The sequence below is a fragment of the Eubacterium xylanophilum ATCC 35991 genome (assembly GCF_000518685.1).
Lineage (GTDB): Bacteria > Bacillota > Clostridia > Lachnospirales > Lachnospiraceae > Eubacterium_F > Eubacterium_F xylanophilum.
Window position 1 is genome coordinate 24,641 of the sequence record NZ_JAEB01000028.1, and the last position, 25,400, is coordinate 50,040.

The 25,400-nt window shown below is 41.2% G+C and carries 21 protein-coding genes and 1 pseudogene; 17 read left to right on the forward strand and 5 right to left on the reverse strand.

Annotation, left to right across the window (positions count from 1 at the left end):
- Position 1: 1 nt before the first annotated feature.
- The 6 genes from L877_RS0106410 (at position 2) to L877_RS0106435 (ending at position 5,274) form a co-directional block, all read left to right on the forward strand.
- Entirely contained in the window at positions 2 to 2,545 is a 2,544-nt protein-coding gene (locus L877_RS0106410; RefSeq protein WP_026835372.1) for a transglutaminase-like domain-containing protein, read from the forward strand.
- A 103-nt stretch (positions 2,546 to 2,648) separates the two neighbouring features.
- Positions 2,649 to 2,804, forward strand: a complete 156-nt coding sequence (locus L877_RS14110) for a hypothetical protein (RefSeq protein WP_156923003.1) — start codon at positions 2,649 to 2,651, stop codon at positions 2,802 to 2,804.
- Positions 2,805 to 2,875: 71 nt separating this feature from the next.
- Positions 2,876 to 3,052: a DUF4250 domain-containing protein gene (locus tag L877_RS0106420; protein ID WP_026835373.1), complete on the forward strand. Its 177-nt coding sequence runs from the start codon at positions 2,876 to 2,878 to the stop codon at positions 3,050 to 3,052.
- 180 nt (positions 3,053 to 3,232) lie between these two features.
- On the forward strand, positions 3,233 to 3,667 hold the full coding sequence (locus L877_RS0106425; RefSeq protein ID WP_026835374.1) for a GNAT family N-acetyltransferase: 435 nt from the start codon (positions 3,233 to 3,235) through the stop codon (positions 3,665 to 3,667).
- 13 nt (positions 3,668 to 3,680) lie between these two features.
- On the forward strand, positions 3,681 to 4,391 hold the full coding sequence (locus L877_RS0106430; RefSeq protein ID WP_026835375.1) for an acyl-[acyl-carrier-protein] thioesterase: 711 nt from the start codon (positions 3,681 to 3,683) through the stop codon (positions 4,389 to 4,391).
- 19 nt (positions 4,392 to 4,410) lie between these two features.
- Positions 4,411 to 5,274, forward strand: coding sequence for a CvfB family protein (locus tag L877_RS0106435; RefSeq protein ID WP_242837130.1), 864 nt, complete (start codon positions 4,411 to 4,413; stop codon positions 5,272 to 5,274).
- Between the two features lie 19 nt (positions 5,275 to 5,293).
- Here the strand turns inward: L877_RS0106435 and L877_RS0106440 are convergent, their stop codons facing one another.
- The 3 genes from L877_RS0106440 to L877_RS0106450 all read right to left on the reverse strand — a co-directional run bounded on the left by L877_RS0106440 (position 5,294) and on the right by L877_RS0106450 (position 10,192).
- Positions 5,294 to 7,714: an ATP-dependent DNA helicase gene (locus L877_RS0106440; RefSeq protein WP_026835377.1), complete on the reverse strand. Its 2,421-nt coding sequence runs from the start codon at positions 7,712 to 7,714 to the stop codon at positions 5,294 to 5,296.
- A gap of 6 nt (positions 7,715 to 7,720) precedes the next feature.
- On the reverse strand, positions 7,721 to 9,130 hold the full coding sequence (locus tag L877_RS0106445) for an amidophosphoribosyltransferase (RefSeq protein WP_026835378.1): 1,410 nt from the start codon (positions 9,128 to 9,130) through the stop codon (positions 7,721 to 7,723).
- A 195-nt stretch (positions 9,131 to 9,325) separates the two neighbouring features.
- Positions 9,326 to 10,192 (reverse strand): YhfC family glutamic-type intramembrane protease, encoded by an 867-nt coding sequence (locus L877_RS0106450; protein WP_026835379.1) that lies wholly within the window; start codon positions 10,190 to 10,192, stop codon positions 9,326 to 9,328.
- A 152-nt stretch (positions 10,193 to 10,344) separates the two neighbouring features.
- Here L877_RS0106450 and L877_RS0106455 point away from each other — a divergent pair, with 152 nt between their 5' ends.
- The 9 genes and pseudogenes from L877_RS0106455 to L877_RS0106495 all read left to right on the forward strand — a co-directional run bounded on the left by L877_RS0106455 (position 10,345) and on the right by L877_RS0106495 (position 18,350).
- Positions 10,345 to 10,596 carry a TIGR03905 family TSCPD domain-containing protein gene (locus L877_RS0106455; RefSeq protein WP_026835380.1) on the forward strand — a complete coding sequence of 84 codons (252 nt, stop codon included), beginning with the start codon at positions 10,345 to 10,347 and terminating at the stop codon, positions 10,594 to 10,596.
- Between the two features lie 16 nt (positions 10,597 to 10,612).
- Entirely contained in the window at positions 10,613 to 11,995 is a 1,383-nt protein-coding gene (locus L877_RS12460; RefSeq protein ID WP_051437719.1) for an aminotransferase class I/II-fold pyridoxal phosphate-dependent enzyme, read from the forward strand.
- 8 nt (positions 11,996 to 12,003) lie between these two features.
- Positions 12,004 to 12,585, forward strand: coding sequence for a guanylate kinase (locus L877_RS0106465; protein WP_026835381.1), 582 nt, complete (start codon positions 12,004 to 12,006; stop codon positions 12,583 to 12,585).
- 99 nt (positions 12,586 to 12,684) lie between these two features.
- Positions 12,685 to 13,125 (forward strand): YaaR family protein, encoded by a 441-nt coding sequence (locus L877_RS0106470; RefSeq protein WP_026835382.1) that lies wholly within the window; start codon positions 12,685 to 12,687, stop codon positions 13,123 to 13,125.
- A 12-nt stretch (positions 13,126 to 13,137) separates the two neighbouring features.
- Positions 13,138 to 14,130: a DNA polymerase III subunit delta' gene (holB, locus tag L877_RS0106475; protein WP_026835383.1), complete on the forward strand. Its 993-nt coding sequence runs from the start codon at positions 13,138 to 13,140 to the stop codon at positions 14,128 to 14,130.
- 57 nt (positions 14,131 to 14,187) lie between these two features.
- A pseudogene (locus tag L877_RS12465) lies at positions 14,188 to 15,015 on the forward strand (PSP1 domain-containing protein); the annotation flags it as partial.
- A gap of 322 nt (positions 15,016 to 15,337) precedes the next feature.
- Entirely contained in the window at positions 15,338 to 16,105 is a 768-nt protein-coding gene (locus L877_RS0106485) for a tRNA1(Val) (adenine(37)-N6)-methyltransferase (protein ID WP_242837131.1), read from the forward strand.
- A gap of 10 nt (positions 16,106 to 16,115) precedes the next feature.
- Positions 16,116 to 16,961: a 16S rRNA (cytidine(1402)-2'-O)-methyltransferase gene (gene rsmI / locus L877_RS0106490; protein ID WP_026835385.1), complete on the forward strand. Its 846-nt coding sequence runs from the start codon at positions 16,116 to 16,118 to the stop codon at positions 16,959 to 16,961.
- Between the two features lie 360 nt (positions 16,962 to 17,321).
- Positions 17,322 to 18,350 (forward strand): branched-chain amino acid aminotransferase, encoded by a 1,029-nt coding sequence (locus tag L877_RS0106495; protein WP_026835386.1) that lies wholly within the window; start codon positions 17,322 to 17,324, stop codon positions 18,348 to 18,350.
- 2 nt (positions 18,351 to 18,352) lie between these two features.
- On the opposite strand, the gene L877_RS0106500 is transcribed toward L877_RS0106495, so the two are convergent.
- A complete protein-coding gene (locus L877_RS0106500; protein ID WP_026835387.1) occupies positions 18,353 to 19,759 on the reverse strand; it encodes an NCS2 family permease in 1,407 nt (468 codons plus the stop codon).
- Positions 19,760 to 19,910: 151 nt separating this feature from the next.
- Positions 19,911 to 21,758 (reverse strand): hypothetical protein, encoded by a 1,848-nt coding sequence (locus L877_RS0106505; RefSeq protein WP_026835388.1) that lies wholly within the window; start codon positions 21,756 to 21,758, stop codon positions 19,911 to 19,913.
- Between the two features lie 238 nt (positions 21,759 to 21,996).
- On the opposite strand from L877_RS0106505, the gene clpB reads away from it, so the two are divergent.
- Both clpB and L877_RS0106515 read left to right on the forward strand, forming a co-directional pair.
- Positions 21,997 to 24,561, forward strand: coding sequence for an ATP-dependent chaperone ClpB (clpB, locus tag L877_RS0106510; protein ID WP_026835389.1), 2,565 nt, complete (start codon positions 21,997 to 21,999; stop codon positions 24,559 to 24,561).
- 111 nt (positions 24,562 to 24,672) lie between these two features.
- On the forward strand, positions 24,673 to 25,218 hold the full coding sequence (locus L877_RS0106515; protein WP_026835390.1) for an NADH peroxidase: 546 nt from the start codon (positions 24,673 to 24,675) through the stop codon (positions 25,216 to 25,218).
- The last annotated feature ends 182 nt before the right edge of the window (positions 25,219 to 25,400 follow it).

Consider the following 25,400-nt stretch of genomic DNA (forward strand, 5'->3'; position numbering starts at 1 on the left):
TATGAAGAAGAGTAGAATTAAAAACTTCATAATGGATGCTAGCCAGGTATTGCTGCTTTTTGTGGGTATATACTCGGCTATTATGTGTGCCATGGGTAGTGTTTCTGTGCCATTTAATAATAAAGCGGTGATGATAACACTTTTGGTATTATGTATTCTCTTCCATATTTTATTTACTATGCTGGAGACATTTAAGGGCGGAAAAATGTACGGTGTCATAGGCATAGTTGTCTTTGCTATTCTAGCTATTATAAGGTATTTGGGCGAGTTTAAGAAGGGCGTTTTTAACATATTAAATACCTATACCAAAGAGTTTATGAATTACACTCAGTCTTCTCAAAAACTCATTCCTGTTAAGAGTTTTGAGGGCGTTGAAGCGGATATAAATTACTGTGATACTCTTGTAATTATAATTGTATTTGCGCTTATTACAGCGATTATAAGTAGTAATTTTTATAGAAAGAGAAAAGCTGGGCTATACTTATTGCTTACCGGAGCATTTTTCTTGGGGCCAATATGTGTTGGAAAAGTGGGAGAGTTTAAGTATGTTATTATGTATCTTATGACCACTTTTGCAGTTATAGGATCAAGAAGGTTGAAGGATGATATAACGGACAAGCGCCTGCGTCAGAAGATTTCTCTGATTCTAGCGGGACTGGGGCTTGGAATAGGTTTGATTGTCTATATCATTGTGCCTCCTGATAGATATGAGAGACATACGGCAGATATTACCGAAGTAAAGAATACACTTATTTCCCTTGGAAGTATGGATGCAGATGAAATATTCGTATTTTTCAAGTCTATGATGAAGGGGGATGCGCTGTCATATGGACGAGTTGGTGATACAGCAAGTATAAATTATACAGGCGAGAAGCTCATGGTGTTGTCAGGTGAGTTTCAACGAGATCACGGTATGTATCTAAAGGGATATGTTGGTGGAGAGTTTATTGACAACAGATGGCGTCAGGTTACCACGAACAGAGAGCAATATGATAAGGATCTCAAGAGTCTAAAGGATGACGGACTCAGCGTGGATGATTGGCAGGTTGCGCTGAGAAACCAGATTGGTGACAGTCAGACTACGGGAAATCCCAATCTATGGCGAGAGGGAACTCTCAAGATCAAGAATTTGGGGTTTGGTAGAGGTGATTATGTTGCACCGTATTATCCGAGTACGGGATTTGTTACGGAGCAAGGTAAGATTAAGCCTCATGAGCCAGGATTAGTATATAGTGAAAAATATTTAGCGGAAATATGTTCTACATTCCGCGGAGAATTATGGGCAAATCAGTATAATGTTGCCAATGAGGTATTTTGGAAGTCTGTAGAGAGCAATAAAAATAGACTCCAGGATTTTGTCAACAAGTATTATCTGACGGTGCCTACGAGCATGGATAATACTGTTAAGAATTACAAAGATTATATGGTCAAGCAGAACCAGTTGCTTGATAAGTACAAGGCTGGTTTTGCATCCATGTATCAAGTGATCACGGCTACCAAGGAATATGTTATGAGTCGAACAGACTATACCTTGTCTCCCGGTAAGACACCTTCAGATGTGGATTTTGTTGAGTATTTTCTCGACAAGAACAAAAAGGGGTACTGTGAACACTATGCAACAGCCACAGCGCTTTTGCTCAGAAGCGTGGGGATACCGACAAGATATGTCGAGGGAGCTTTTGTGTCCAAGGAGCAGATCAGCGATGCCGTAAATTCATCGGATGAGGTGGATGTAAAGGACAATGACCTTCATGCTTGGATAGAAGTTTATCATCCAAATTATGGATTTATCCCAGTTGAGACAACGCCGGGACGTGGCGAAGAGGAGAGTATTCAGTCGGGCGGATCATTTGACGACGGCTTGCCTAATCCTGATGCAAATTCAGGTAAAGACAAAAAGGACAACAAGGAAAAGAAGAATAAAAAAGACAAAGAAGAAGAAAAGACAGAGATGAGTGCTGCAACGGCAACTCCAAGGCCTGAAGAAAATATGGAATTTGAGAATATCGACACCAAGAACTATAATCATGATGATGGTGAGGATCACTCTCAGGAGATGGACAATGGTACCGGTGAAGATGGTCAGAATATTTCTAATAGTGAAAATGTTCCGAAAACTTTGCCTCTCTTTGTAAAAATCATCATCTTGGTAGTTGGAATTTTATTAGCTTTTGCGTTTGCTATGGAGATTCAGAGGCGCGTGAGATTTGCCATGTACAAGGCTAAACTCTCAAGGAGCAGAGGCAGAGAGAAGATTCTTGTGCATTATAGGCATCTTGAAAAGGTGTTTAGAGCAGATGGAATACGATATAAAGGCCAAAGCATGGCAGACTATGCTCAGGAAATTGCAAGTCACTACGACTGTAGAATAGATGACGTATATGAGATGGTTCGAATGACTTTTGAAGCTAGTTTTAGTCAGAATGACTTTGACAAGTCGAGGGTCAAGGAGTACAAGAGAATGGTGAGAACCATGAGAAATAGGATTTATGCCGGAAGAAAAGGTTTTGCAAAGCTTTATCTCATGTACATTTTAGACATCTAGAATATTAGGCTTGTATAGTTAGCTTTATTGTGATAAAATGTAGGTACTATCTGAGAAAATAGAGAATTCACATGTGGATTTATGGCAAGAATGGAGTGATTTCATGAAGGATTTTTTTGATAGTGAAGACTTGGATGAATTGTTGAAATCTTTATCCGAGGAAGAAGAACGTTATACAGAAGATGTTCCGGATGATGAAGTTGCTGCGTCTAATCGCCGTTTTGAGGAAATCATCCTCAAGCACAGGAATCCAAACTAGAACATTCTTTGGAATTGAAGGTAGCAGGAAAACTATTGATTTTGTTTTTAGGAAAGAAAGGTTAGGAAGATATGCAGGTACCAGAAGACCCCATTATCTTGCTGAGTTATGCCAATACTCAGCTCAGAGATCAGTATACATCGCTTGAGGAGTTTTGCGAGATGAACGATGTTGACAAGGAATTTGTAATTGAGAAGCTTGGAAGCTTGGATTATCATTATGATGAGATTACAAACCAGTTTAAGTAGAGTGATGTTTGATCTATGAACGATTGATTAATAAAGAGTCTCTGCAGGAGGCTCTTGTTTATTTGGAAACGCATTTTGCTGGTCTTACTCACGTCGTTCGTAAGACAATTTTGTGAAACGCATTTTGCTGGTCTTACTCACGTCGTTCGTAAGACAATTTTTATAGGAGTATATAGACGTATGAACAAAGAAGATATTCGCCTAGTGCATGACATCTCTACAGAGGATTACAATGCCCTGCGCGACAGTGTAGATTTTATTCTGCTCAAAGAAGAGAGAGCTAAGAGGGCTCTGGAAAATTCACTTTACAAGGTTTTTTTGGAATATGAGGGGAAGAAAATCGGCATGGCTAGAGTTGTGGGCGATGGCGGTTATGTGTATTTTATCTGTGATGTCATCGTGCATCCGGATTATCAGTCCCAGGGCCTTGGACGGATGATAATTGAAAATGTTCTGGAGTGGCTTCGAAGTCAGCTGGAAGAAGAGGGAGATACCATAATGGTTAATCTCATGTCAGCTTACGGCAAGGAAGAGTTTTATGGAAAGCTAGGATTCAGCAGAAGACCATTTGGCAATCATGGAGCGGGGATGTCCCAGTGGTTAAAACTTGATTAGAGAAGGTGAGATAATGTTTAAAACAGATAATTATATAGGATATAGCAAGGTTGATACGAAGGGGAAACTCAAGATTCATGAGCTTGTCAATCTGTTTCAAGATTGCTCTATGAAGCACACAGACAGCAGAGGAATGAAGTGCATGGATCTCAAGAGTCAGCATCATGCATGGTTTGTCTACTCCTGGCATATCATCATAGAGGATCGTCCTATGGTGGGAGATGATGTGGTTGTCGCCACCTGGCCATATGCTTTTACAGGCCTTTATGGCATGCGTAACTTTACCATGGAAAACCAAGAGGGAAAGGTTATAGCATATGCGGACACATATTGGATTTACTTCGATTCTTCGACCAATTCAGTGTCATGTCCAAGTCCGGAGGAGATTGCAAAGTTTGATATAGATGAGCGATATCCGATGGAGAAATCCAGTCGCAAGGTCAAGATGCCCAAGGAAATGGATGAGGTGGATTCCATCAAGATAAGAGAGCCGCTTTTAGATACCAATGAGCATGTTAATAATGCAGAGTATATCAAGATTGCCGCAGGTTATATTCCTGTCGGTCTTGAGATAAGAGAGTTAAATGTAGAATATGTAAATCCGGCCAAACTGGGACATACTGTCAGAATATTTTACAAGGAAGTGGAAGGAAAACACTTTGTAAAGCTTGTAAATATGGACGGCGAGACATATGTTAATGTAAAATTCACCCCAGTCGGGTGAGGAAATGAGGAGAACCAAATTGAGCGAATTATCAATTGGAATAGAGAGTAAAGTGATAGGAAAAAGCGGGCGTTACTATATCATGAGTAAATCCCCTAACGGAGTATATCTCGGGACCTATGAGTACCCGGATCTGAAGATTTTGCTTCCGAATAATCAGGTACCAAAGGGAGCTGAAAAGGGGGATATTCTAGAGGCATATATTTATAAGGATTCGGAAGATAGATTGATTGCCACTCTAGAGCGTCCAATGATTGAGATGAATAAGATTGCAACCCTCCGAGTAAAGGATGTTACGAAGATTGGAGCATTTCTTGAATGGGGATTAGCCAAGGATTTGTTCCTGCCATTTAAGGAGCAAACGTACAGGGTTAAGCCGGGAGATGATGTTATAGTAAAGCTCTATGTTGACAAATCGGCGCGTCTCTGTGCTACCATGAAAATCTACAATGATTTGGGAAAGAAGGCTGATGCCAAGGTTGGCGACAGAGTGAAAGGCCGTATATATGAGATTACTGAATCCTATGGAGTTTTTGTGGCGGTGGAAGATAAGTACTCGGCTCTTATTCCTCACAATGAAATGACGAAGGATATTATTCCGGGAAAGGTCTATGAATTTCGCGTAAAGGAAGTTAGGGATGGAGGCAAGATGGCGCTCAGCATGAGAGAGAAAGCAGTTGTGCAGATGGGGATGGACTCAGAGATGATTCTTGCTAAGCTGGAGGCAGCAGGAGGATTTCTGCCTTTTCATGACAAGACACCACCGGCTATTATCAAGCGGGAGTTTTCTCTCAGTAAGAATGCCTTCAAGCGAGCAATAGGAAGACTTCTGAAGGAGAAAAAGATTATAATTAGGGAAGATGGAATTGAATTAATTAGATAAAGCAAAGGATTTTTGGATACTAGGAGTTCCAAAAATCCTTTATTTTTTTTGATATAGTTTTTTCGGTGACTACTTCAAATGGGAACCATTCCTTGGGAAATAATGAAGTATACTCATTTCTCAGAAATCGTTCATCTAGGAGAAGAATCACACCCCTATCTTTAATTGTTCTAATCACTCGACCACCGGCTTGGAAAACCTTGTTGATTCCCGGATACAGATAGGCATAGTCGAATCCGTTTTTCCCTTTGGAAGTGAAGTATTCTTTGAAGTAATTTCTCTCATCGCTGACCATGGGGAGTCCTGTTCCGACGATGGCAGTGCCTATGAGCCTATCTTCTTTTAGGTCTATTCCCTCGGAAAATATTCCGCCCATGACGCAAAATCCCACAAGAGTTTTATCCTCATTGGTCTCGTCGAAGCTTTGGAGAAATTCTTCTCTCATATCCTCCGACATATGCCCTTCTTGGATGAGCACTCTGGCATCCCCAAGCTTTGAATAATCTATTTCATTAATAACAGAATCCATGAAACTATATGAAGGGAAAAATATCATATAATTTCCTGTTTTAGAACTCACAAATTTTTCTATGTAATCAGCTATTCTACGGTATTCACTGACACCTCTTCGAGTGTATTTGCTGGTTACATTATTGGCTATAAGAATCTGTCTTTGTTCTGTTTTAAAAGACGATTTGGCATAAACTGCATAGTCATCATCGCATATAGACAGCTGCTCCATATAATAATTCATAGGCAGAAGTGTGGCCGAGAAAAAAGCACATCCTCTGGCATAAGCCAAGGCATCGGCGAGTTTGTCAGAGGGATCCATACACTGCAATTTAATCATGAATTTGCCTGCTTCGGTGAACTTCGTATACATTCGGCTCTTGTCATCGTAGTCCTCATACATATTTACGAAGTGCCTGACAGAGAAGTAAAAATCCAGAATCATATCTCGTGCAGGTAGTTCAGTTAATTCTTTGACCATTATTTCATAGGCATTTATAAGTCTTAGGAGACTTAAGTTTAGGGCCTGTGCGCTTGTCAGAGGTTGAAATCCATCACACTCTGTCTTCAACTTGTGAAGCTGTGAATTTGCGGAGGTGAGAGCTGATATGAAATTCTTGATGCCAAAGATTGCCTCCCTGGAGTGGGGCATCTTAGATTCCTCTTTCATGATTTTTCTGACTTCCAGAAAATCTTCCTTAATCAGGACAGCGCTATACATCTCTCTGGCTCTTGGGACCAAATTATGTGCCTCATCCACCAAAAAAGCATAGGAGTCCTTCTTTCCCTCCGAGAAGAAACGACGTAAGCTGACATTGGGGTCAAAGGCATAATTATAGTCCATTATAACTGCATCGGCGTAGAGAGTGGCATCGAGAGTCAGCTCAAATGGACAGACCTCGTGTTTGGCGGCATAGCTATATATAGTCTCCCTGTCTAGATTATCCTCGTGAGTGAGAATGTCATATAGGGCTTCATTTATCCTGTCAAAGTGTCCCTTGGCCCTTGGACAGGTATCCGGATTACAGCTTGGCCGCTCTTCGAGTATACAACTTTTTTCTTTGGCAGTTATAGTGACAACCTTGAACTTTAGCGCTCTTTCCGAGGCTCCTGATAGAGTGTCAAAACATTGACTTGCCACCGTTCTGGTGATGGTCTTAGCAGTCAGGTAAAATATTTTGTCAACGAGACCTTCGCCCATGGCTTTTACGGATGGGAATATGGTAGTTATGGTCTTTCCCACTCCTGTTGGAGCCTGGATAAATATTTTTTTGTTGTGTTCTATGGTCTTGTAGACATAACCTGCTAATTCTCGCTGGCCCTCTCTATAGGGAAAAGGGAATTCTAGCTTGTCAATGGTTTTATTGCGAAGAATCGTCCAATCATATTCATAGACTGCCCATTTTTCGTATTCGGCCATGAGTTCGTCGAACCATTTTTCTATCTGACCGAAGGTAAAATGTTCCTTAAAGCGTCTGACATACTCGGTTTCTAGGTGGCAGTAGGTTATCTGAACCCTAATTTTGTCTAGGTTTTCCTTTGTTGCAATCATATAGGCATAGCACATGGCCTGAGCCCTGTGAACCGGCTTTGGCGCCTCCATGGCATCTAGGTCGTCATAAACTCCCTTAATCTCATCCACCAGGACGCCCTCGTCATCTCGCAGGATTCCATCAGCTCGCCCTTCCACCTTTAGCTTAAAATCAGGATTTCCCTGGTTGCTTTTGTATTTTTTGAACACAAATAAGGGCACCTCTGCTTCATAGCCGATGCCCATTTGTCTTTGTATTTTTTTGTGAATCTTTGATCCCAGTTGCATCGCTTCCAGGTTCGCCTTGGATGTTCCAAGACCGCCGGACTGCAAATCTCCGGTTCGATATACGAACTCCACGAGATTCCTGACTGAGATGCGAAGTTCAGCTTTATTCATGTATTATTACTCTTTTCCGTCCCAGCAATATGTACAAAGTCTGTCTGTTGGGATTCCCACAGATTCAAGCATGTCATCAAGTCTGTTGAATCGAAGGGAAGTGAAGTTGAGCTCTTTTCGAATCTCTTCTACCATCTGCTCATACTTCTCTGAATCAGGATCTGTGTACTGCTGAAGGACTTCATCTGACAAATCTTCCGTGCCTTCAAGTCTGGCGATAACTCGTCTTGTGATGAGCTCCATCTCTGAAGTAGATCTCGAGAAGTTGAGATACTTACATCCATACAAGAGCGGTGGACAAGCAGGGCGAATGTGAACTTCCTTGGCGCCACTCTGGTAGAGGAATTCAGTTGTCTCGCGAAGCTGTGTTCCTCTTACGATGGAGTCATCTATGAGAAGAAGACTCTTGTCTTTTATAAGATCATGAACAGCGATCAACTTCATCTTGGCGATGAGATTACGCTTGCTCTGAATAGTTGGCATAAATGAACGAGGCCAAGTTGGTGTATACTTGATAAATGGTCTCGAAAATGGAATTCCCGATGCGTTGGAATATCCGATGGCGTGAGCTGTTCCTGAATCAGGTACACCTGCAACGATATCAGGTTTAACGTTGTCGCGCTTTGCGAGGCTTGCACCACAGTTGTATCGCATCTTTTCCACGCTGATTCCCTCATATGAACTTGAAGGATATCCATAGTACACCCAGAGGAATGTACAAATCTTCATGTTTTCATTTTCGCTTACAAGGGTCTTGACACTGTTCTCGTCTACTACTACGATCTCTCCGGGACCGAGCTCCTTGTAGTCTACATAACCGAGGTTCTGATATGCAAATGACTCAAATGAGATGCAAAATCCCTCGTCTTTCTTGCCGATAGTAACAGGTGTTCTACCATACTTATCTCTTGCAGCATAGATTCCCTTAGGAGTCATGACCATCAAAGTAAGTGATCCATCGATAAGCTCGAGAGCATAGTGGATTCCGTCTATTAGATTTTCTTTTTGATTGATGATAGCTGCAACTAGCTCAGTTGGGTTGATATCTCCGCCGCTCATCTCCAAGAAGTGTGAGCTTCCCGAGTTAAAGATAGTATTTACAATTTCATCTGTATTGTTAATCTTGCTAACTGTAGTAATTGCGTAGGTTCCATGATGTGATCTGACGATGAGAGGCTGTGGTTCGTAATCTGAAATACACCCGATACCATAATATCCCTTCATTGTCTGAACATCTTTATCAAACTTAGTTCTAAACGGAGCATTTTCGATGTTGTGAATTGCACGATCAAATCCATCATCGCCATAAACTGCCATACCGCCTCGTCTTGTGCCCAAGTGTGAATGATAATCCGTTCCAAAAAATAAATCAAAAATGCAGTCTTCCTTTGCTGCAACTCCAAAAAATCCGCCCATTTTCAGATCTCCTTAATTAATTGTCGGTACACCGTGGCGCCTACACTTCGCGTCGATAGTGTATCTCTTGTTATTTGTTTTTCCATAAACTATTGTAACAAGCATAAGGCAAAGTTACAAGAGTAAAATGTAACAAAATCTAATATTATTTGAAAAAATATTGTGGCAAAATTCTAAGGTCACATAATTGGCATATTATGACAGCTCCGCCTTGCTGTACTCAAGCCTGGTAAGATACGCTGTGACTAGGCATACAGCTGCAGTCAATCCAAGCCCGAGAAGTGGATTCTTCAAAGTTGATGTTAGATAGTTTGGCAAGTATCCCAAGATATGAAGCCCCATGGCAATAAAAAGGTAGTGCCGTCTCTGAACATTTTTATATGAAACATATACGAGTACACCAAGTGCTGCCTGCAAAAACAGTGTGATTAGGAAGAAGGATCCCGTGATAAAATGTTCCGACACGGGCATCTTAGCCAAATCCAAAACCACGTTTTTCTCAGCTGCCAACTTCGCTCCACTGTGACCAAGTTTTTTGAGGTATTCCTCCAGACCGATGGAATTTACCATTGTGGCCAAGACTACATTGCCCATGAGAAGCGAGCTTCCATATGCTACGGTCTCAAATGCACCGTGGCCAAAGGCGGCAAATAGAGCATTTTGCTTGCCTGGTCTCTTAATCTTGTCAAGTGTTTTGAAACAGAAAAGCTTGCCTAGTTCTTCCACGATACCAGCTATAATCGCACCGTATATACCGTAGAAAACCGGATGGATAGGTGTTTGGTCAGCTCCCTTTTCCAGGAGAGAGCTAAGGCCCGGCACATGGAATAGAATCATGTTAACCAAGGCTGAGGCAAACATGGCAAAGAGGATATAGAATCCCATTCCCACGAAGAAAGAAGAAACCTTTCCTCCAAGCTTTGTCTTCATCACTGCAAGTAGTATGAATGGAACAGCAACACAGAACAGTGCTATAATAACCATAGAACTGATGGTTGAGCGCTCAAACGTAGGAGCCACGGCTGCTGCGAGAAATGTATTAGATCCAATCAATGTACTCAATATGATCTCCTTTCTAATCCAAAAATAATGCTACAAAGAGTAGTATAACACAGAATTTTCAAGTATACAAGACAATCTCTTGTAACGGTTCCAGACTTATGGTAAAATAAAGATTAAGACTGTTATAGCTAATATTATAGGAGGTTTTGAATATGAAACATGTGACATATACCCCAAGTGGAGTTTGTTCAGTAAAGATTGATTACGATTTGGACGAAGATGGAAAGATTTACAACGTTGAATTTGTGAGAGGATGCAACGGTAATCTCAAGGCGATTGGAAAACTATTAGAGGGAACAGATGCAAAGCAGGCTGCAGATATCCTCAGAGGCAATGATTGCAACGGAAGAGGAACATCTTGCGCAGACCAGTTAGCTAAGTCAATAGACGAAGCTTTGGCATAAGCAGAAAAGGAAAATCATGTACCTTTATGATAAGTTAGAGAGCTATTCTAAGAGCGATATAGTGCCGATGCACATGCCGGGACACAAGAGAAATTCCCGTATTTCCATGGCAGATCCCTATAGTATCGATATTACTGAGATTCATGGATTTGATAATCTGTCGAATCCTCAGAATATTTTCAAAGATATGCAGGAGATGATTGCAGAGAAGTATGGAACAGATCAATCAAGGATTCTCGTAAATGGCAGCACAGGTGGTATTCTTGCGGCTATTGCAGCCATTGCAAAGCATGGGGACAATATACTTATAGCGAGGAATTGTCACAAGTCGGTATTTAATGCAGTTAGACTGCTTGATTTAAAGCCAATATACTTGATTCCGGATATGGCAGATGAGGATTATGGTATAGTGGGCAAGATAAATCCTGACAGAGTCAGTGAGTGCCTAGAAAGTTGCAATCCCAAGCCTTCTGCATGTGTGATTACAAGTCCTACTTATGAGGGGATTGTATCGGACATAGAGGCTATTGCTGCAATTCTTCATCGGGAGGGCATTCCTTTGATTGTAGACAGTGCTCATGGGGCCCACTTCAACTGGAGCAATATGTTTCCGGAGACGGCCATGAATCTTGGCAGTGATATAACGATTGAGAGCCTTCACAAGACACTTCCATGCCTCACACAAACTGCCCTTATTCACTACAAGGGAGACAGTGGTTTGGTGGATTTTGACAAGTTGGAGTCAATGATATATACATTTCAGACTTCAAGTCCATCCTACGTACTGATGTCCAGCGTCGACATAGGAATGGAATATATGATGGGGTTAAAAGAAGATGATTACAAGGCATATATGAGCAGTTTAGACGACATCAGTAGAACCGCGAATAAATGCAGGTTTTTGCACATATGGGATAAAGAAGATAAGGATCCCGGCAAGATTATTCTGACTATCAATTCTGAAGAATATAGTGGTGCATGGCTTGAGTCGTGCCTCAGAGAAATGTTCGGAATAGAGGCCGAGATGAGCGCAGAGAAGTATGTGATACTTATGACGAGCATTTGCGACACTGAGAAAAACTTCGATAGGCTTAAACTTGCAATAACTGAGATAGACAAGTTGTGCGGCAAATCGGGTGAAGGTACGAACTGTAAAAAAGGGAATAAAAGTCGAAGAAACCTTGACTCTACAGTTGAAGAAACCACAATTGTAGAATATAAAAATAGTCTGGGAATGATAGCAGAACAAGATGTCATTCCTTATCCACCAGGCATCCCTCTGGTGCTTGCGGGGGAGATTATCAGTGAAGAACATATAGCGGCTATTGAAGATGCAATCAGATATAGCCATGAAGTAATAAATGTAATAGAAGACAGGTATATAAGAGTTAAGAGATGATAAGAGATATGAGCAGAATATTTGTAATTATGGGTAAGAGCGCGTCCGGAAAAGATTCCCTATATCAGATGATAGTGGACAAGCATCCGGAGCTTAGAAAGGTTGTTACTTATACTACCAGGCCTATTAGAGCCGGGGAGAGATACGGGAGAGAATATTTTTTCGTATCAGAAGAAGAGATGCGAGACTTAGATGGTCAGGATAAAATCATAGAATGCCGAAGATATGATACTATCCATGGTGAGTGGTACTACTTCACAGTCAATGATGGTCAGATAGATCTGAATGGCGGGGATGACTATATACTAATTACCACCCTTGAGGGCTATAACAAGCTTGCTAGGGCTTTTGGTAGGGAGAATGTAGTTCCACTGTACATAGAGGTCGATGATCTGACTAGACTTGAGCGGGCGATAGAGAGAGAAAAGAAGCAGACCAATCCATGTGTGTCCGAGATATGCAGAAGGTTCTTGGCTGATGCGGAAGATTTTTCTGAGGAAAATCTAAGGGAAGCTGGAGTCAAGGGCAGTGTTGTCAATAATGATTTTGATGAAGCTTATGCTGAAATAGAGAAGATTATTGCCAACTAAAGATTTGATATATAATCCAAAAAATGGTATACTATAAGTTATAGAAGAAGTTGTGAAAAGTGGAATCCGTGCAGGATTTGTAGGGAAGAGGTGATCAAGGTGGATATAAAAATTGACAATATTCAACAGACTGGTCCCACTGCTATGCCCAAGCAAGTGCAGAATACCGGAGATGACTTTAAGTTCACTTTGATGAGCAACATTGAAGAGGAAGGGCTTCAGGCCAGGTTGAGTGTTTTGATGGAAGATATTACCATGCAGGGCAAGAGACTCGGCAAGCATATGGATGTCCGTGATATGAAGCATTATCGCGGGCTGATTCAGGAATTTATGAACGAAATAGTCAATAGATCACATGAGTTTAGCAGAGAGAACTTTCTCGATAAGCGCGGCAGACACCGGGTTTATGGTATGATTAAGAGGGTTAATGCGGCACTGGATGAGTTGGCCCAGGAGCTTATGAAGGACGAGAAGGATCATCTGGCGATTCTCGGTAGAATTGATGAGATTAGAGGCATGTTGTTAGACATTGTTACTTAGGAGGGATTTACTATGGGACTTTTTTTATTTTCGGATATAATGGGACACGATGACATCAAAGAGCATTTGCAGCTGGCCATCCAAGGTGACAAACCATTTCACGCATACATTTTTCAGGGAGAAGTTGGATGTGGCAAGGAGACTATGGCGAGGAGTTTTGCCGCGGGACTTCAGTGTGTAAGTGAGGGTGAGATTCATCCATGTGGAGAATGTCCATCTTGTAAGCAAGTTGGTTCAGGAAATCATCCGGATGTCATATGGGTCAATAGGGAGTTGTCGAGCATCGGAGTAGACGAGGTGCGAGAGAAGATTGTAGATACTATGGATATCAAACCATTTTCGGGTCCATATAAGATATATATAATATCAGAGGCGGATAGAATGACAGAGGCGGCTCAAAATGCGCTTTTGAAGACTATAGAGGAACCGCCTGAGTACGGTGTTGTGATTATGTTGACCAACAACATCAATGCATTGTTGCCAACTATTCAGTCAAGGTGTATTTGTCTTGAATTCAAGCCGTTGTCCACTGCGACTATCGAGAATTATCTCATCGATAAGTATGATATAGTGGATTACCATGCTAGGACATGTGCCATCTTTGCTCAGGGAAATCTTGGAAAAGCCATCAGATTTGTGGAGTCCCAGGATTTTGAAGTGAGAAAAGACAAGACACTTCATTTGCTGAGAAATGTTCAGAACATGGATGTGGCGGATATGATGGATGTGATAAGGGAGATCGGAGAGGAAAAAGAGAATTTCAAAGATTATATCGATCTCATGATTCTATGGTATAGAGATGTGCTTATTTTCAAGGCGACCAATGATATCAATCAATTGGTATTCCAAAGCGAGTACAGTGCCATATCGAGAGAATCGAGCAACAGAAATTATGAGAAAATCGAAGAGATTCTTCAGGCGTTTGATAAAGCAAAGATGCGACTTAAGGCAAATGTAAACTTTGAAGTTGCCATGGAGCTTATGCTTTTGACCTTGAAGCAATGATATAATCGGGGTGGATTTAGGCGAATATCGCTAGTAAGTGAAAGAGAGGAAATTACCGTGAAAACCATTATTGGAGTTAGTTTTCATCAGGCTGGGAAGATATACTACTTTGATCCCACAGGATATGAAGATATACAGAGAGGGACACAGGTTGTAGTGGAAACTGCAAAGGGTGTCGAACTTGGAAAGGTGGTACTGCCACCGACTGAGATGGAGGATGATAATATAGTTGCTCCGCTAAAAGAAATAATGCGCATAGCAACTGATGAGGATATTAAGAAGAGCGAGTCTAATAAAGCCAAAGCTGATGAAGCATATAAGATTTGTCTAGAGAAAATCGCCAAGCATGAGTTGGAGATGAAGCTGGTTATGGCAGAGTATACGCTCGATCAGAAGAAGCTTTTGTTCTACTTTACGGCAGACGGTCGAATTGACTTTAGAGAGCTTGTCAAGGACTTGGCAGCAGTATTTAGAGTAAGAATAGAATTGAGACAGATTGGTGTCAGAGATGAGACTAAGCTCATAGGTGGAGTTGGTATCTGCGGAAGGCCACTTTGCTGTCATAGCTACTTAACTGAGTTTATCCCAGTTTCCATAAAAATGGCCAAAGAGCAGAATCTATCCCTCAACCCAACTAAGATTTCCGGAGTTTGTGGAAGGCTCATGTGTTGCCTAAAGAATGAAGAAGAGGCATATGAGGAGCTCAACAAGACTTTGCCAAGCGTTGGTAATACTGTTTCGACTAGAGATGGTCTCAGAGGTGAGGTTCAGAGTGTAAGCGTTCTCAGACAGAGAGTTAAGGTTATAGTTACACTAGATAATGACGAGAAGGAGATACGAGAGTATCATGTCTCTGATTTGAAATTTAAGAGAGATAGTGGCAAAGACGTAGATTTTGGCAGTGTTGAGAGAGAAGGATTCGCCGATGATGACGAATTGGGTTCTGAGATAGAAGAACTCGAACAGCTTGAACAGCTTGAGCAACTTGAGAAGGAAGACGGAGTTGCCGATAAGAAGCAGAGCAAGAAGAATAACAAAGGTAAGAATAATCAGGGAGCTAAGCAGCGCCCAGGTAACAAGAAGAATAATAAGACAAATGGGAACCATTCCAAACAAAGTGGGAAGCAAAATGGCAAGCAGAACTTTGGAAACAAGGGCAACAAGGGAAACAAGGGAAATGGTGACTATAAGTCCAAAGGCGGAAAGAATGGAAAGAAGAATAATGGCAAACAGTAGTATTCTCAGGGATGGAGAGAGATTAGACGATTTGCAGTGTGACGAATTGCAGATAATTCAAAATCCAAGATACTTTTGCTTCGGCATGGATGCTGTTCTCTTATCATCTTTTGCCAAGGCACCCAGAGGTGGAAAGGTTGTAGATTTGTGTACCGGTAATGGCATTATTCCGCTGCTTCTAAGCGCAAAGACTGAAGCTCTGTCCATCTATGGTATAGAGATTCAGGAGGAAATCGCGGATATGGCCAGAAGAAGTGTGGATTTCAATGGCCTTAATGAGAGAATTAATATTGTAAATGGAAATATCAAAGAAGCTCTTCAATTAACAGGAGGGGCTTCTTTTGATGTCGTGACGGTAAATCCGCCATATATGATAAGAAACCACGGCAAAGCCAATGACGAGGGACCAAAGGCGATAGCCAGACACGAGATTCACTGCACCCTAGAGGATGTAACGGAGGTTGGAGCTAAGCTTCTCAAGGAAAAAGGACATTTTTACATGGTTCACAGACCATTTCGCTTGGCAGAGATTATGTGCTCCATGAAGGAAGTTCGGTTGGAACCGAAGAGAATGCGTATGGTGTACCCTTATGTGGATGATGAACCCAATATGGTTCTGATTGAGGGGGTCAAGGGCGCTAATCCGGGAATGGTAGTGGAAAAACCATTGATAGTATATAAAGAAGTTAATGTATATACAGAAGAATTGCTGAAGATGTACGGTATGACAGGAGAATAAAGGAGAAAAGATGGGTAAATTGTATTTATGCGCAACTCCGATAGGAAATTTGGAGGACATAACATTAAGAGTATTAAGAATTCTCAAGGAAGTTGATATTGTTGCGGCGGAAGACACACGCCAGACAATCAAGCTTTTGAATCACTATGATATCAAAACAAGCCTGACAAGTTATCATGAGCACAACAAGAACGCCAAGACGCCTGTGCTTGTAAAGGAGATGCTTGAAGGAAAGAATATTGCCCTTGTGACGGATGCAGGAACACCGGCTATATCTGACCCCGGAGCTGATCTCGCTCTGGCAGCTTATGAGGCCGGAATTGAAGTGACTTCTCTACCGGGCGCGGCAGCAGTTATAACGGCATTGACGCTCTCGGGGCTGTCCACTAGGAGGTTTGCCTTTGAGGGATTTCTCCCTGTAGATAAGAAGGAGAGAAAGGTAGTTCTTGAAAATCTCAGGAACTCTCTGTATACAACTGTATTTTATGAGGCGCCTCACAGACTTTTGAAGACTTTGGAGTTGCTTAGGGAATATGTGGGTGAGGAGAGAAAATTATCCGTCTGCCGTGAGCTCACCAAAAAGCATGAGACCGTCAACCATTTCACTGTGGGGGAGGCAATAGCTCACTTTACAGCAAATCCGCCAAGAGGCGAATTTGTCCTTGTGGTCGACGGTGAGAATCCGGAGAAACTAAAGCAAGATGAGCAGAGACAGTGGGAAGATATAAGTCTTGAGGATCATATGGCCTTATATGAGAACAAGGGGATTAGCAGAAAGGAAGCTATGAAGCTTGTGGCCAATGACCGCGGTATCAGCAAGAATCAGATTTATAAGGAACTTTTGAAGGACAAATAAAAAAAGCCCTTAGGGCTATAAAAAAAGGAAAGGCAGGAGTCTAGGGGGGCTCCTGCCACACTAAAGGGATATATGATTAAAATTAAAACCAACTAGCAAATTTAATAAGCTTTTGTACATACAAAAACTTCATATGACAATGATAACATAAAAAAAACACTCAGTCAATAAGAAAAGAGTTTTTTCTAAAAGAAAAAATTTCCTTCTATCAAAATATCGCTGGAGCGAGAAAATATATATGTATATATATATAATTTGTCAAGCACTTTTTTCTTTAATATCTATATCAAATTACTCTTGACAGTTGAATATAAGGGGAGTAAACTTAAATATAGATGTGCAAAGAAAGGAAGATTTATTATGGAGAAGATTAATCTAGATTGGGCAAATATCGGTTTTGGTTATCATCAGACAGCCAAGAGATATGTTGCCAATTACAAAGACGGAGCATGGGATGAAGGTGGATTGACAGATGATGCCAACATTACCATGAGCGAGTGTGCATGTGTGTTGCAGTATGCACAGACATGTTTCGAGGGTCTTAAAGCTTATACTGCGGAGAACGGAAGCATTGTTGCATTTCGTCCTGATCTCAACGCTGAGCGTATGGCAAATACAGCAGCGAGACTTGAGATGCCAGTATTCCCTAAGGAAAGATTCCTTGAGGCAGTCGATCAAGTTGTTTTGGCCAATGAGGCATATGTTCCACCATATGGTTCTGGAGCGACATTGTATCTCAGACCATTTATGTTTGGTATCGGACCTGTAATCGGTGTTGCACCTGCGACTGAGTATCAGTTCAGAACATTTGCGACTCCTGTAGGACCATATTTCAAGGGTGGCGCTAAGCCTATTGTTATTAGAGTAAGTGACCTTGACAGAGCAGCTCCACGCGGAACTGGTGATATCAAGGCGGGACTCAACTATGCTATGAGTTTGAGAAATATTGTAGAGGCACATGATGCCGGTTATGCAGAGAATATGTATCTTGATCCTCAGTCTAGAACAAAAGTTGAGGAGACTGGTGGTGCGAACTTTATCTTTGTAACTAAGGATGGAAAGGTTGTAACACCTAAGTCTAATAGTATTCTTCCATCTATTACTAGACGTTCTTTGGTAGCACTTGCCAAGGATTATCTCGGTCTTGAAGTAGAGGAGAGAGAAGTATATCTTGATGAGGTTCCAGACTTTGCTGAGTGCGGACTTTGCGGAACAGCTGCTGTTATCTCACCGGTTGGAAAGATTGATGATCACGGTAAAGAGATTTGCTTCCCTAGTGGTATGGAGAAGATGGGTGAGATTACTCAGAAGCTCTATGACACGCTTACAGGAATGCAGATGGGTCGTATTGAGGCACCTGAGGGATGGATCCGCGTAATCAAAGAGTGATATTAATTTGAAACAAAGAACATAATGATAAAAAGGGCTGTGACTATCCAGGTTACAGCCTTTATTTCGCGCATTTTTCCGGTAAAAACTCTGATGAGAACTGATGAGAAAAAGCCGAAGGCCACACCATAGCTGATATTGCAGGTAAATGGCATCATGACAATGGTTAGGAATGCAGGAAGTGATTCTTCGGGATTTTCCCAATCGATGGATTTGACGCATGACATCATAAGAATTCCAACATATATAAGAGAAGATGCCATGGCACAACTTGGGATGAGTTTGGATAGGGGTGAGAAGAAAAGGGCTATGAAAAATAGTCCTGCAGTAACTACGGATGTAAATCCGGTTTTCCCGCCTTCTGCAACTCCCGTCGAAGCTTCCACAAATGTTGTGATAGTAGATGTGCCAAGCCCTGCACCGACAGTAGTGGCAAGAGCGTCGGACATAAGAGCTTTTCTGAAGTTTGGTACGTGTCCGTCTTTTGTTAGCAGATTTCCTCTGGCGCAGGCGCCGTAGAGAGTTCCCATGGTATCAAAAAGGTCAACCATGCAAAATGCAAGCTCTGATGTAATGAAAACGGCGATTAAAGTGAACATGGAATTTTGGGATAAGTAGGCCGAAAAGTCAAAGCCCTCAGTAAATACCTTGCCAAGTGCTTCATTTCCGAAGGCTTCAAAGGACTTAAAAGGATTGAGTTGAAGGTCGGCAAAGTAGTTGTCATAGAATCCCGGGATTGTAAATCCCAGTAGATAATAGACTAGGGTTCCACCCACAATACCCCATAAAACAGTTCCCTTAACTTTTTTAATAGCAAGAACAGAGATGATTACCAGTGAAATAAGTGAAACAAGTCTTGGCATGACTTCGGCCCAGGTAGCTTTACCATTTAGAATATCAAAGGAAGCCATGGATACAAAAGTAGATTCGTTCATGACGATAAGCCCCGAATCCTGAAATCCGAGGAATGCTATGAATAGTCCTATACCGGCGGGCATGGAAATTCGAACTGCATGTGGAATAGCTTCGAATATTTTTTCTCTTATGCCGGTTGCGGTTATAATTATAAATATAATTCCATTGATAAATATGACGAGAAGGGCATTGGCATAACTAAAACCCAACCCAAAGCAAACAGAATATACAAAAAAAGCATTGAGTCCCATACCGGATGCCTGAGCAAGGGGGAGGTTGGCCATTATCCCTATGGCAAGCGTGCCAAATACAGCGGAAAGTGCTGTGGCAACATATATTGCATCATAGGAAACAGTTCCGAGTTGCGCAAACATCTGTGAGTTTACAATAAGTATATAAGACATAGCCATAAATGTGGTTATACCTGCTATTATCTCAGTTTTAATAGTTGAATTGCGCTCATATATCTTAAAAAAATTGACTATTCTATTCATAACAAATCACATCCTCCGTAATATAAATGTCTGTATTTCTATAGTGGTTTTATTAGTGTGTTCTATATCTATATTATACACCAAATCAGAGGATAAATCAAAAACAAGCGCGACTTCTGTCGCGCTTGTCTATATATTATAAAATACCTTCTTATTTTACAATCAACTTAACTTTGAATGAAACTGATGCAGATGTGAGTTTATCAGTTTCAGCAGCTGTTAGTTTGATTTTAAGATTATACTTGCCTTTTTTAAGCTTTTTCTTAAGAACGATATCACCTTTCTTGTTGATAGATATCTTCTTGTTTTTCTTACTTGTAATCTTATATGTAAGCTTACCACTAGCTCCTGATACTCTAAGCCACATTGATTTTTTTATCTTTTGGTTCTTCTTCAAAGACTTTGCTTTAACTTTAATCTTTTTCTTGGCTGACACTGTGATTGTCTGTGTTCCCTTTTTGACTGATGAATCCGGCGCAAGATACTTTGTTGGCGGATTTGTCGCAGGTACGGCAGTAACTACAGGTGTTGCACTTGCTGAAGGAGCATCTGTTACACTTGGTGCTACAGAAGGCTTTGTTGTAGAAACAGGTGACTCTGTACCGATAGGGGCTTCTGTTTCAACAGGTGCTTTTGTTTCAACAGGGGCCACAGTAGGATCAGGTGATGAAACGGGTGGCTCTGTTCCGATTGGTGGCATAGTTTCCACAGAACTTCCTGCAGCTACAGTAAATGGTATATCATCTACACGAAGAACACTAGAATCACCAATCAAGGTGAAATTCTTGTTTTTTCCATTTACAAGTACTGATGATACATTTCCGAACCAGTGGAAGTCATCGGTAGTTTCATCGTATTTGATATTAGCATACAAAACTAGTTTATAAGTCGATCCCTTTTGTAGCTTGATGCCGCTTTGAGGCTCCTCTGAATCATAAACAATATCGTCACCATCATAGATTCTAAAGCTTGGAACGAGTAGGTATCCCTCAGTTGATGTAGCTGTGATATTGTCAGTTACAACGTCATTCTCGGCATATTCGGTTTTAGCATTAAATGAAACAACTCCGACGTCCAAAGTATCGTTATACTCTGAAACCTTGTCTGTTGCAGCTGTATACTTAACTATTTTTGATACGCAGAATGTGTTGGAATCATCGATAATACTCCAATAAGCTTTTTTACCATTATAGTAAACGTTTGTTTCATCGTCCCATAAAAACCAATAGTATTCTTCGTCGGTCTCTGGTATTGAGGCCATCAACTGAACTTTATACTTTTTGTTTTTTTCAAAAACAAAATTCAAACTTGATTCTAAGATATCGTCATTTCCCGGATTAGTATGGTAAACTAATTTTGTTTTGTCATCATCTACGAATTCGTAAACAGAGTAATCCCAGTCTAAGTCGTTGATCTTGGATGAAGAACATTTGAAATCATCGGGATCAAATCCTTTTCCCAAATCCCACTGATCAGGTCCGTTGATAACAACATCTCCGATAGAGAGGTCCTCGATGCACCCAAATGTGAATCTATCTATATGATTTACATATTTAAGTTTTTGATAGATTTCTACTGCAGAGCCATCGTTGATTTTTCTGTTTGTAACTTGCACATTAGCAAGCTTTGTTTTGCCAACAGTTCCAAACCACTCGTCATTATCGGTATCCATATATATCCATATATATACACCGTATTCCTTGGTTTTGTCTAGGGTAACTGCTTTTTCCAAAGAGTCTACATTCGAATTAAAGATCTGATGCTTGTCACCGTCAGTTAAGGCATATGACACGTCGAACTTGTTGTACTCTTTGGCTGAAGCGGTAAAGGTTGGAGTAAACTTCTCTCCGTCTTTCCACTCCGTTTGACCTAAAATCTTTATCTCTTCCATATCAATGTCTGTGGCATTGACAACAGGTGCTTTGGGCAATACAACCGAAGTAATCAGAAGTACCATTGCAACCAAAAGTGATAAGATTTTCTTTGATTCTTTTTTCACTATAAAATTCCTCCATTCATATTTTTTAGCATAATGCTGTGTTATATACGTAAATTGGGCATCCAACTCTACGTATCACATCAAAGTACATCATAATCTTACAACATGTAATGAGATATGCAATCATCCGTATGGATGAAAAAGTTAAAAATTATTAGCACTCTCACTTGACGAGTGCTAATTTATGTGTTATAACATAATCAGAAAGAAAAATATTCCGATTAAGGGAGGGATAAGTATGAATATTACGAAATTTACACAAAAATCAATCGAAATCATGAATTCTTTGGAGAAGATTGCTTATGATTACGGGGCTCAAGAGATATGCCAAGAACATCTGTTATATGCCATGTTGACGGTAGAAGATAGTCTTGCAGCCAAGTTGATTGAGAGGATGGATATAAGTAGCGAGGTCTTCAAAGCTCAGGTTGAGGGATTGGTTAAGAAAAGACCAAAAGTCTCTGGCGGTCAGGTTTACGTGGGGCAGGAACTCAATAAGGTTCTCGTATATGCAGAGAATGAAGCTAAAGCTCTTGGGGATGAGTATGTGTCAGTAGAGCATTTGTTCCTAAGTCTTATAAGCAAAGCCAATAAAGAAGTTGGGGGCCTTCTGAAGGAGTTTGGTATTGACAGAAATAGACTTCTTGAGGCGCTCTCAAAGATAAGAGGAAATCAGAGAATTACGACAGATAATCCGGATGCCATCTATGATACTCTTAACAAATACGGATATGATTTGGTGGAGAGAGCTAAGAAGCAGCAACTAGACCCTGTCATAGGTAGAGATGAAGAAATCAGAAATATGATAAGGATTCTATCGAGGAAAACCAAGAATAATCCTGTGTTGATCGGTGAGCCCGGTGTTGGTAAGACGGCAGTTGTCGAAGGTCTGGCTCAGAGGATTGTAAAGGGAGATGTGCCGGATGCGCTGAAGGACAAGCAAGTATTTTCGCTTGATATGGGCGCTCTTGTAGCGGGTGCTAAGTACAGAGGTGAATTCGAGGAGAGATTGAAAGCGGTCCTAGAAGAAATAAAGGAAAGTGACGGCAAGATAATTCTCTTTATAGATGAGCTTCATACTATTATAGGTGCAGGTAAGACAGATGGTGCGATGGATGCGGGTAATCTGCTGAAACCTATGCTCGCCAGAGGAGAATTGCACTGTATAGGTGCTACTACTCTTGATGAATATAGGATGTATATAGAAAAAGATGCGGCATTGGAGCGTCGTTTCCAACCCGTTCTTGTGGATGAACCAACAGTGGAAGATACAATCTCTATTCTGCGTGGCTTGAAGGAGAGATATGAGATTTTCCACGGAGTTAAGATAATGGATAATGCGCTAGTTAGTGCTGCGGTTCTCTCAGATAGATATATATCGGACCGTTTTTTACCGGATAAGGCAATTGACCTTGTAGATGAGGCCTGTGCGCTTATTAAGACAGAACTTGATTCTCTGCCAACGGAGCTAGATGATATTCAGCGTCATATAATGCAGCTTGAAATCGAAGAGGCGGCACTGAAGAAAGAAGATGATAATCTTAGCAAGGATCGTCTCGCCGATATACAGGCTGAACTTGCGGAACTCCGAGAGAAGTTTGCAGGGGCAAAGCTCCAGTGGGATAGTGAGAAGGAAAGTGTGGACAAGATTCACAAGTTAAAGGCCCAGATTGAGGAAATCAATAATCAGATAGAGGTGGCTCAGAATAGTTATAATCTAGAGAAAGCAGCAGAGTTACAGTACAGTGAGCTGCCAAGGCTACAGGCTGAGTTAAAGGAAGCTGAGGAAAAGGCAGCTTCAAAGGATGATTCCATGATTCATGAGAGCGTATCTGAGGAAGAGATAGCGAAGATTGTATCCAGATGGACCGGAATCTCTGTGACAAAGCTGACGGAGAGTGAGCGAAACAAAACACTTCATCTGGACGATGCTTTACATAGGAGAGTTGTTGGACAGGATGAGGGAGTTACTAAGGTGACAGAAGCTATTATCAGGTCGAAGGCCGGAATCAAGGATCCAAGCAAACCTATCGGATCATTTTTATTCTTGGGACCTACGGGCGTCGGTAAGACAGAGCTGGCCAAGAGCTTGGCGGAAAATCTCTTCGACGACGAGCAGAATATCGTGCGAATTGATATGAGTGAATATATGGAGAAACATTCTGTGTCTAGGTTGATAGGAGCGCCTCCGGGATATGTGGGCTACGAAGAAGGCGGACAGTTGACTGAAGCTGTTAGGAGAAAACCTTATTCGGTTATATTGTTCGACGAAATCGAAAAAGCTCATCCGGATGTGTTCAATATATTCCTCCAGATTCTCGATGATGGTCGAGTGACTGATTCCAAGGGAAGAACGGTGGATTTTAAGAATACAATTCTCATAATGACATCAAATCTTGGAGCAGAGTTTTTGATTGATGGAATCGATGATGAGGGAAATATTAGTCCCGAGGCGGAAGATGCTGTCAGAGAGAAGCTAAAGCTCAGTTTTAAGCCGGAATTTCTCAACAGACTTGATGAAGTGATAATGTTCAAACCGCTTACGGCGGGGGATGTTAGAAACATCATAGATCTTTTGGTTGACGATCTTAACAAGAGAATTGCCAATAAGGAGATTAAGATTGAGTTGACGGAAAAAGCCAAGGATATGATAGTTAAGAATGCTTATGAGCCATCATATGGTGCGAGACCGCTAAAGAGGTACGTTCAGAAGCATGTTGAGACCAGCCTTGCAAAGAAAATATTGAGAGACGAGTTGCATGCCGGAGATACAGTTATTATGGATGAAAAAGATTTGGAATAATTGTAAATTTGTATTGACTAACCGTTGTATTCTCGAATATAATGGAATTCAAAGTAGTGCATAATTTATGCAAAATTTGAAGTATTATTTCACAGCGAAAGGAGAAAGATTATGGCAAAATATGTATGTAGTGTATGCGGATATGTTCATGAGGGCGATCAGCCACCAGAAAAGTGTCCACAGTGTGGAGTTCCTGCAGAGAAGTTTAATAAGCAGGAAGAGGGCGAGATGGCTTGGGCAGCAGAGCATGTAGTTGGTGTTGCACAGGGAGCTAGTGAAGATATTCTCGCTGATCTTAGAGCAAATTTTGAGGGTGAGTGTTCAGAAGTTGGAATGTATCTTGCTATGGCAAGAGTTGCACATAGAGAAGGTTATCCTGAGATTGGTTTGTATTGGGAGAAGGCAGCTTGGGAAGAGGCAGAGCATGCAGCTAAGTTTGCAGAGCTTCTCGGAGAAGTTGTTACTGATTCAACCAAGAAAAACCTTGAGATGCGTGTGGCTGCAGAGAATGGAGCGACAGCAGGAAAGGCAGACCTAGCTAAGCGCGCTAAGGCGGCTAATCTCGATGCTATTCATGATACAGTTCATGAGATGGCAAGAGATGAGGCTAGACATGGAAAAGCTTTCCAGGGACTTCTTGAGAGATACTTTGGATAAGATATTGCGTTTCAAATAAAAAATCGCCGGTGAGAAGCCGGCGATTTTTTTTCGGTCACATAATTATTGCAGGGGGCTGTCGCATTAACGATTAAAAATCGTTAGTGTGCAGCTCCTTTTTTAGTCTAAAATCAAGGGAATTATCCTAATTTTTTTTGATAACAAGCATGTATTCCAGAAAA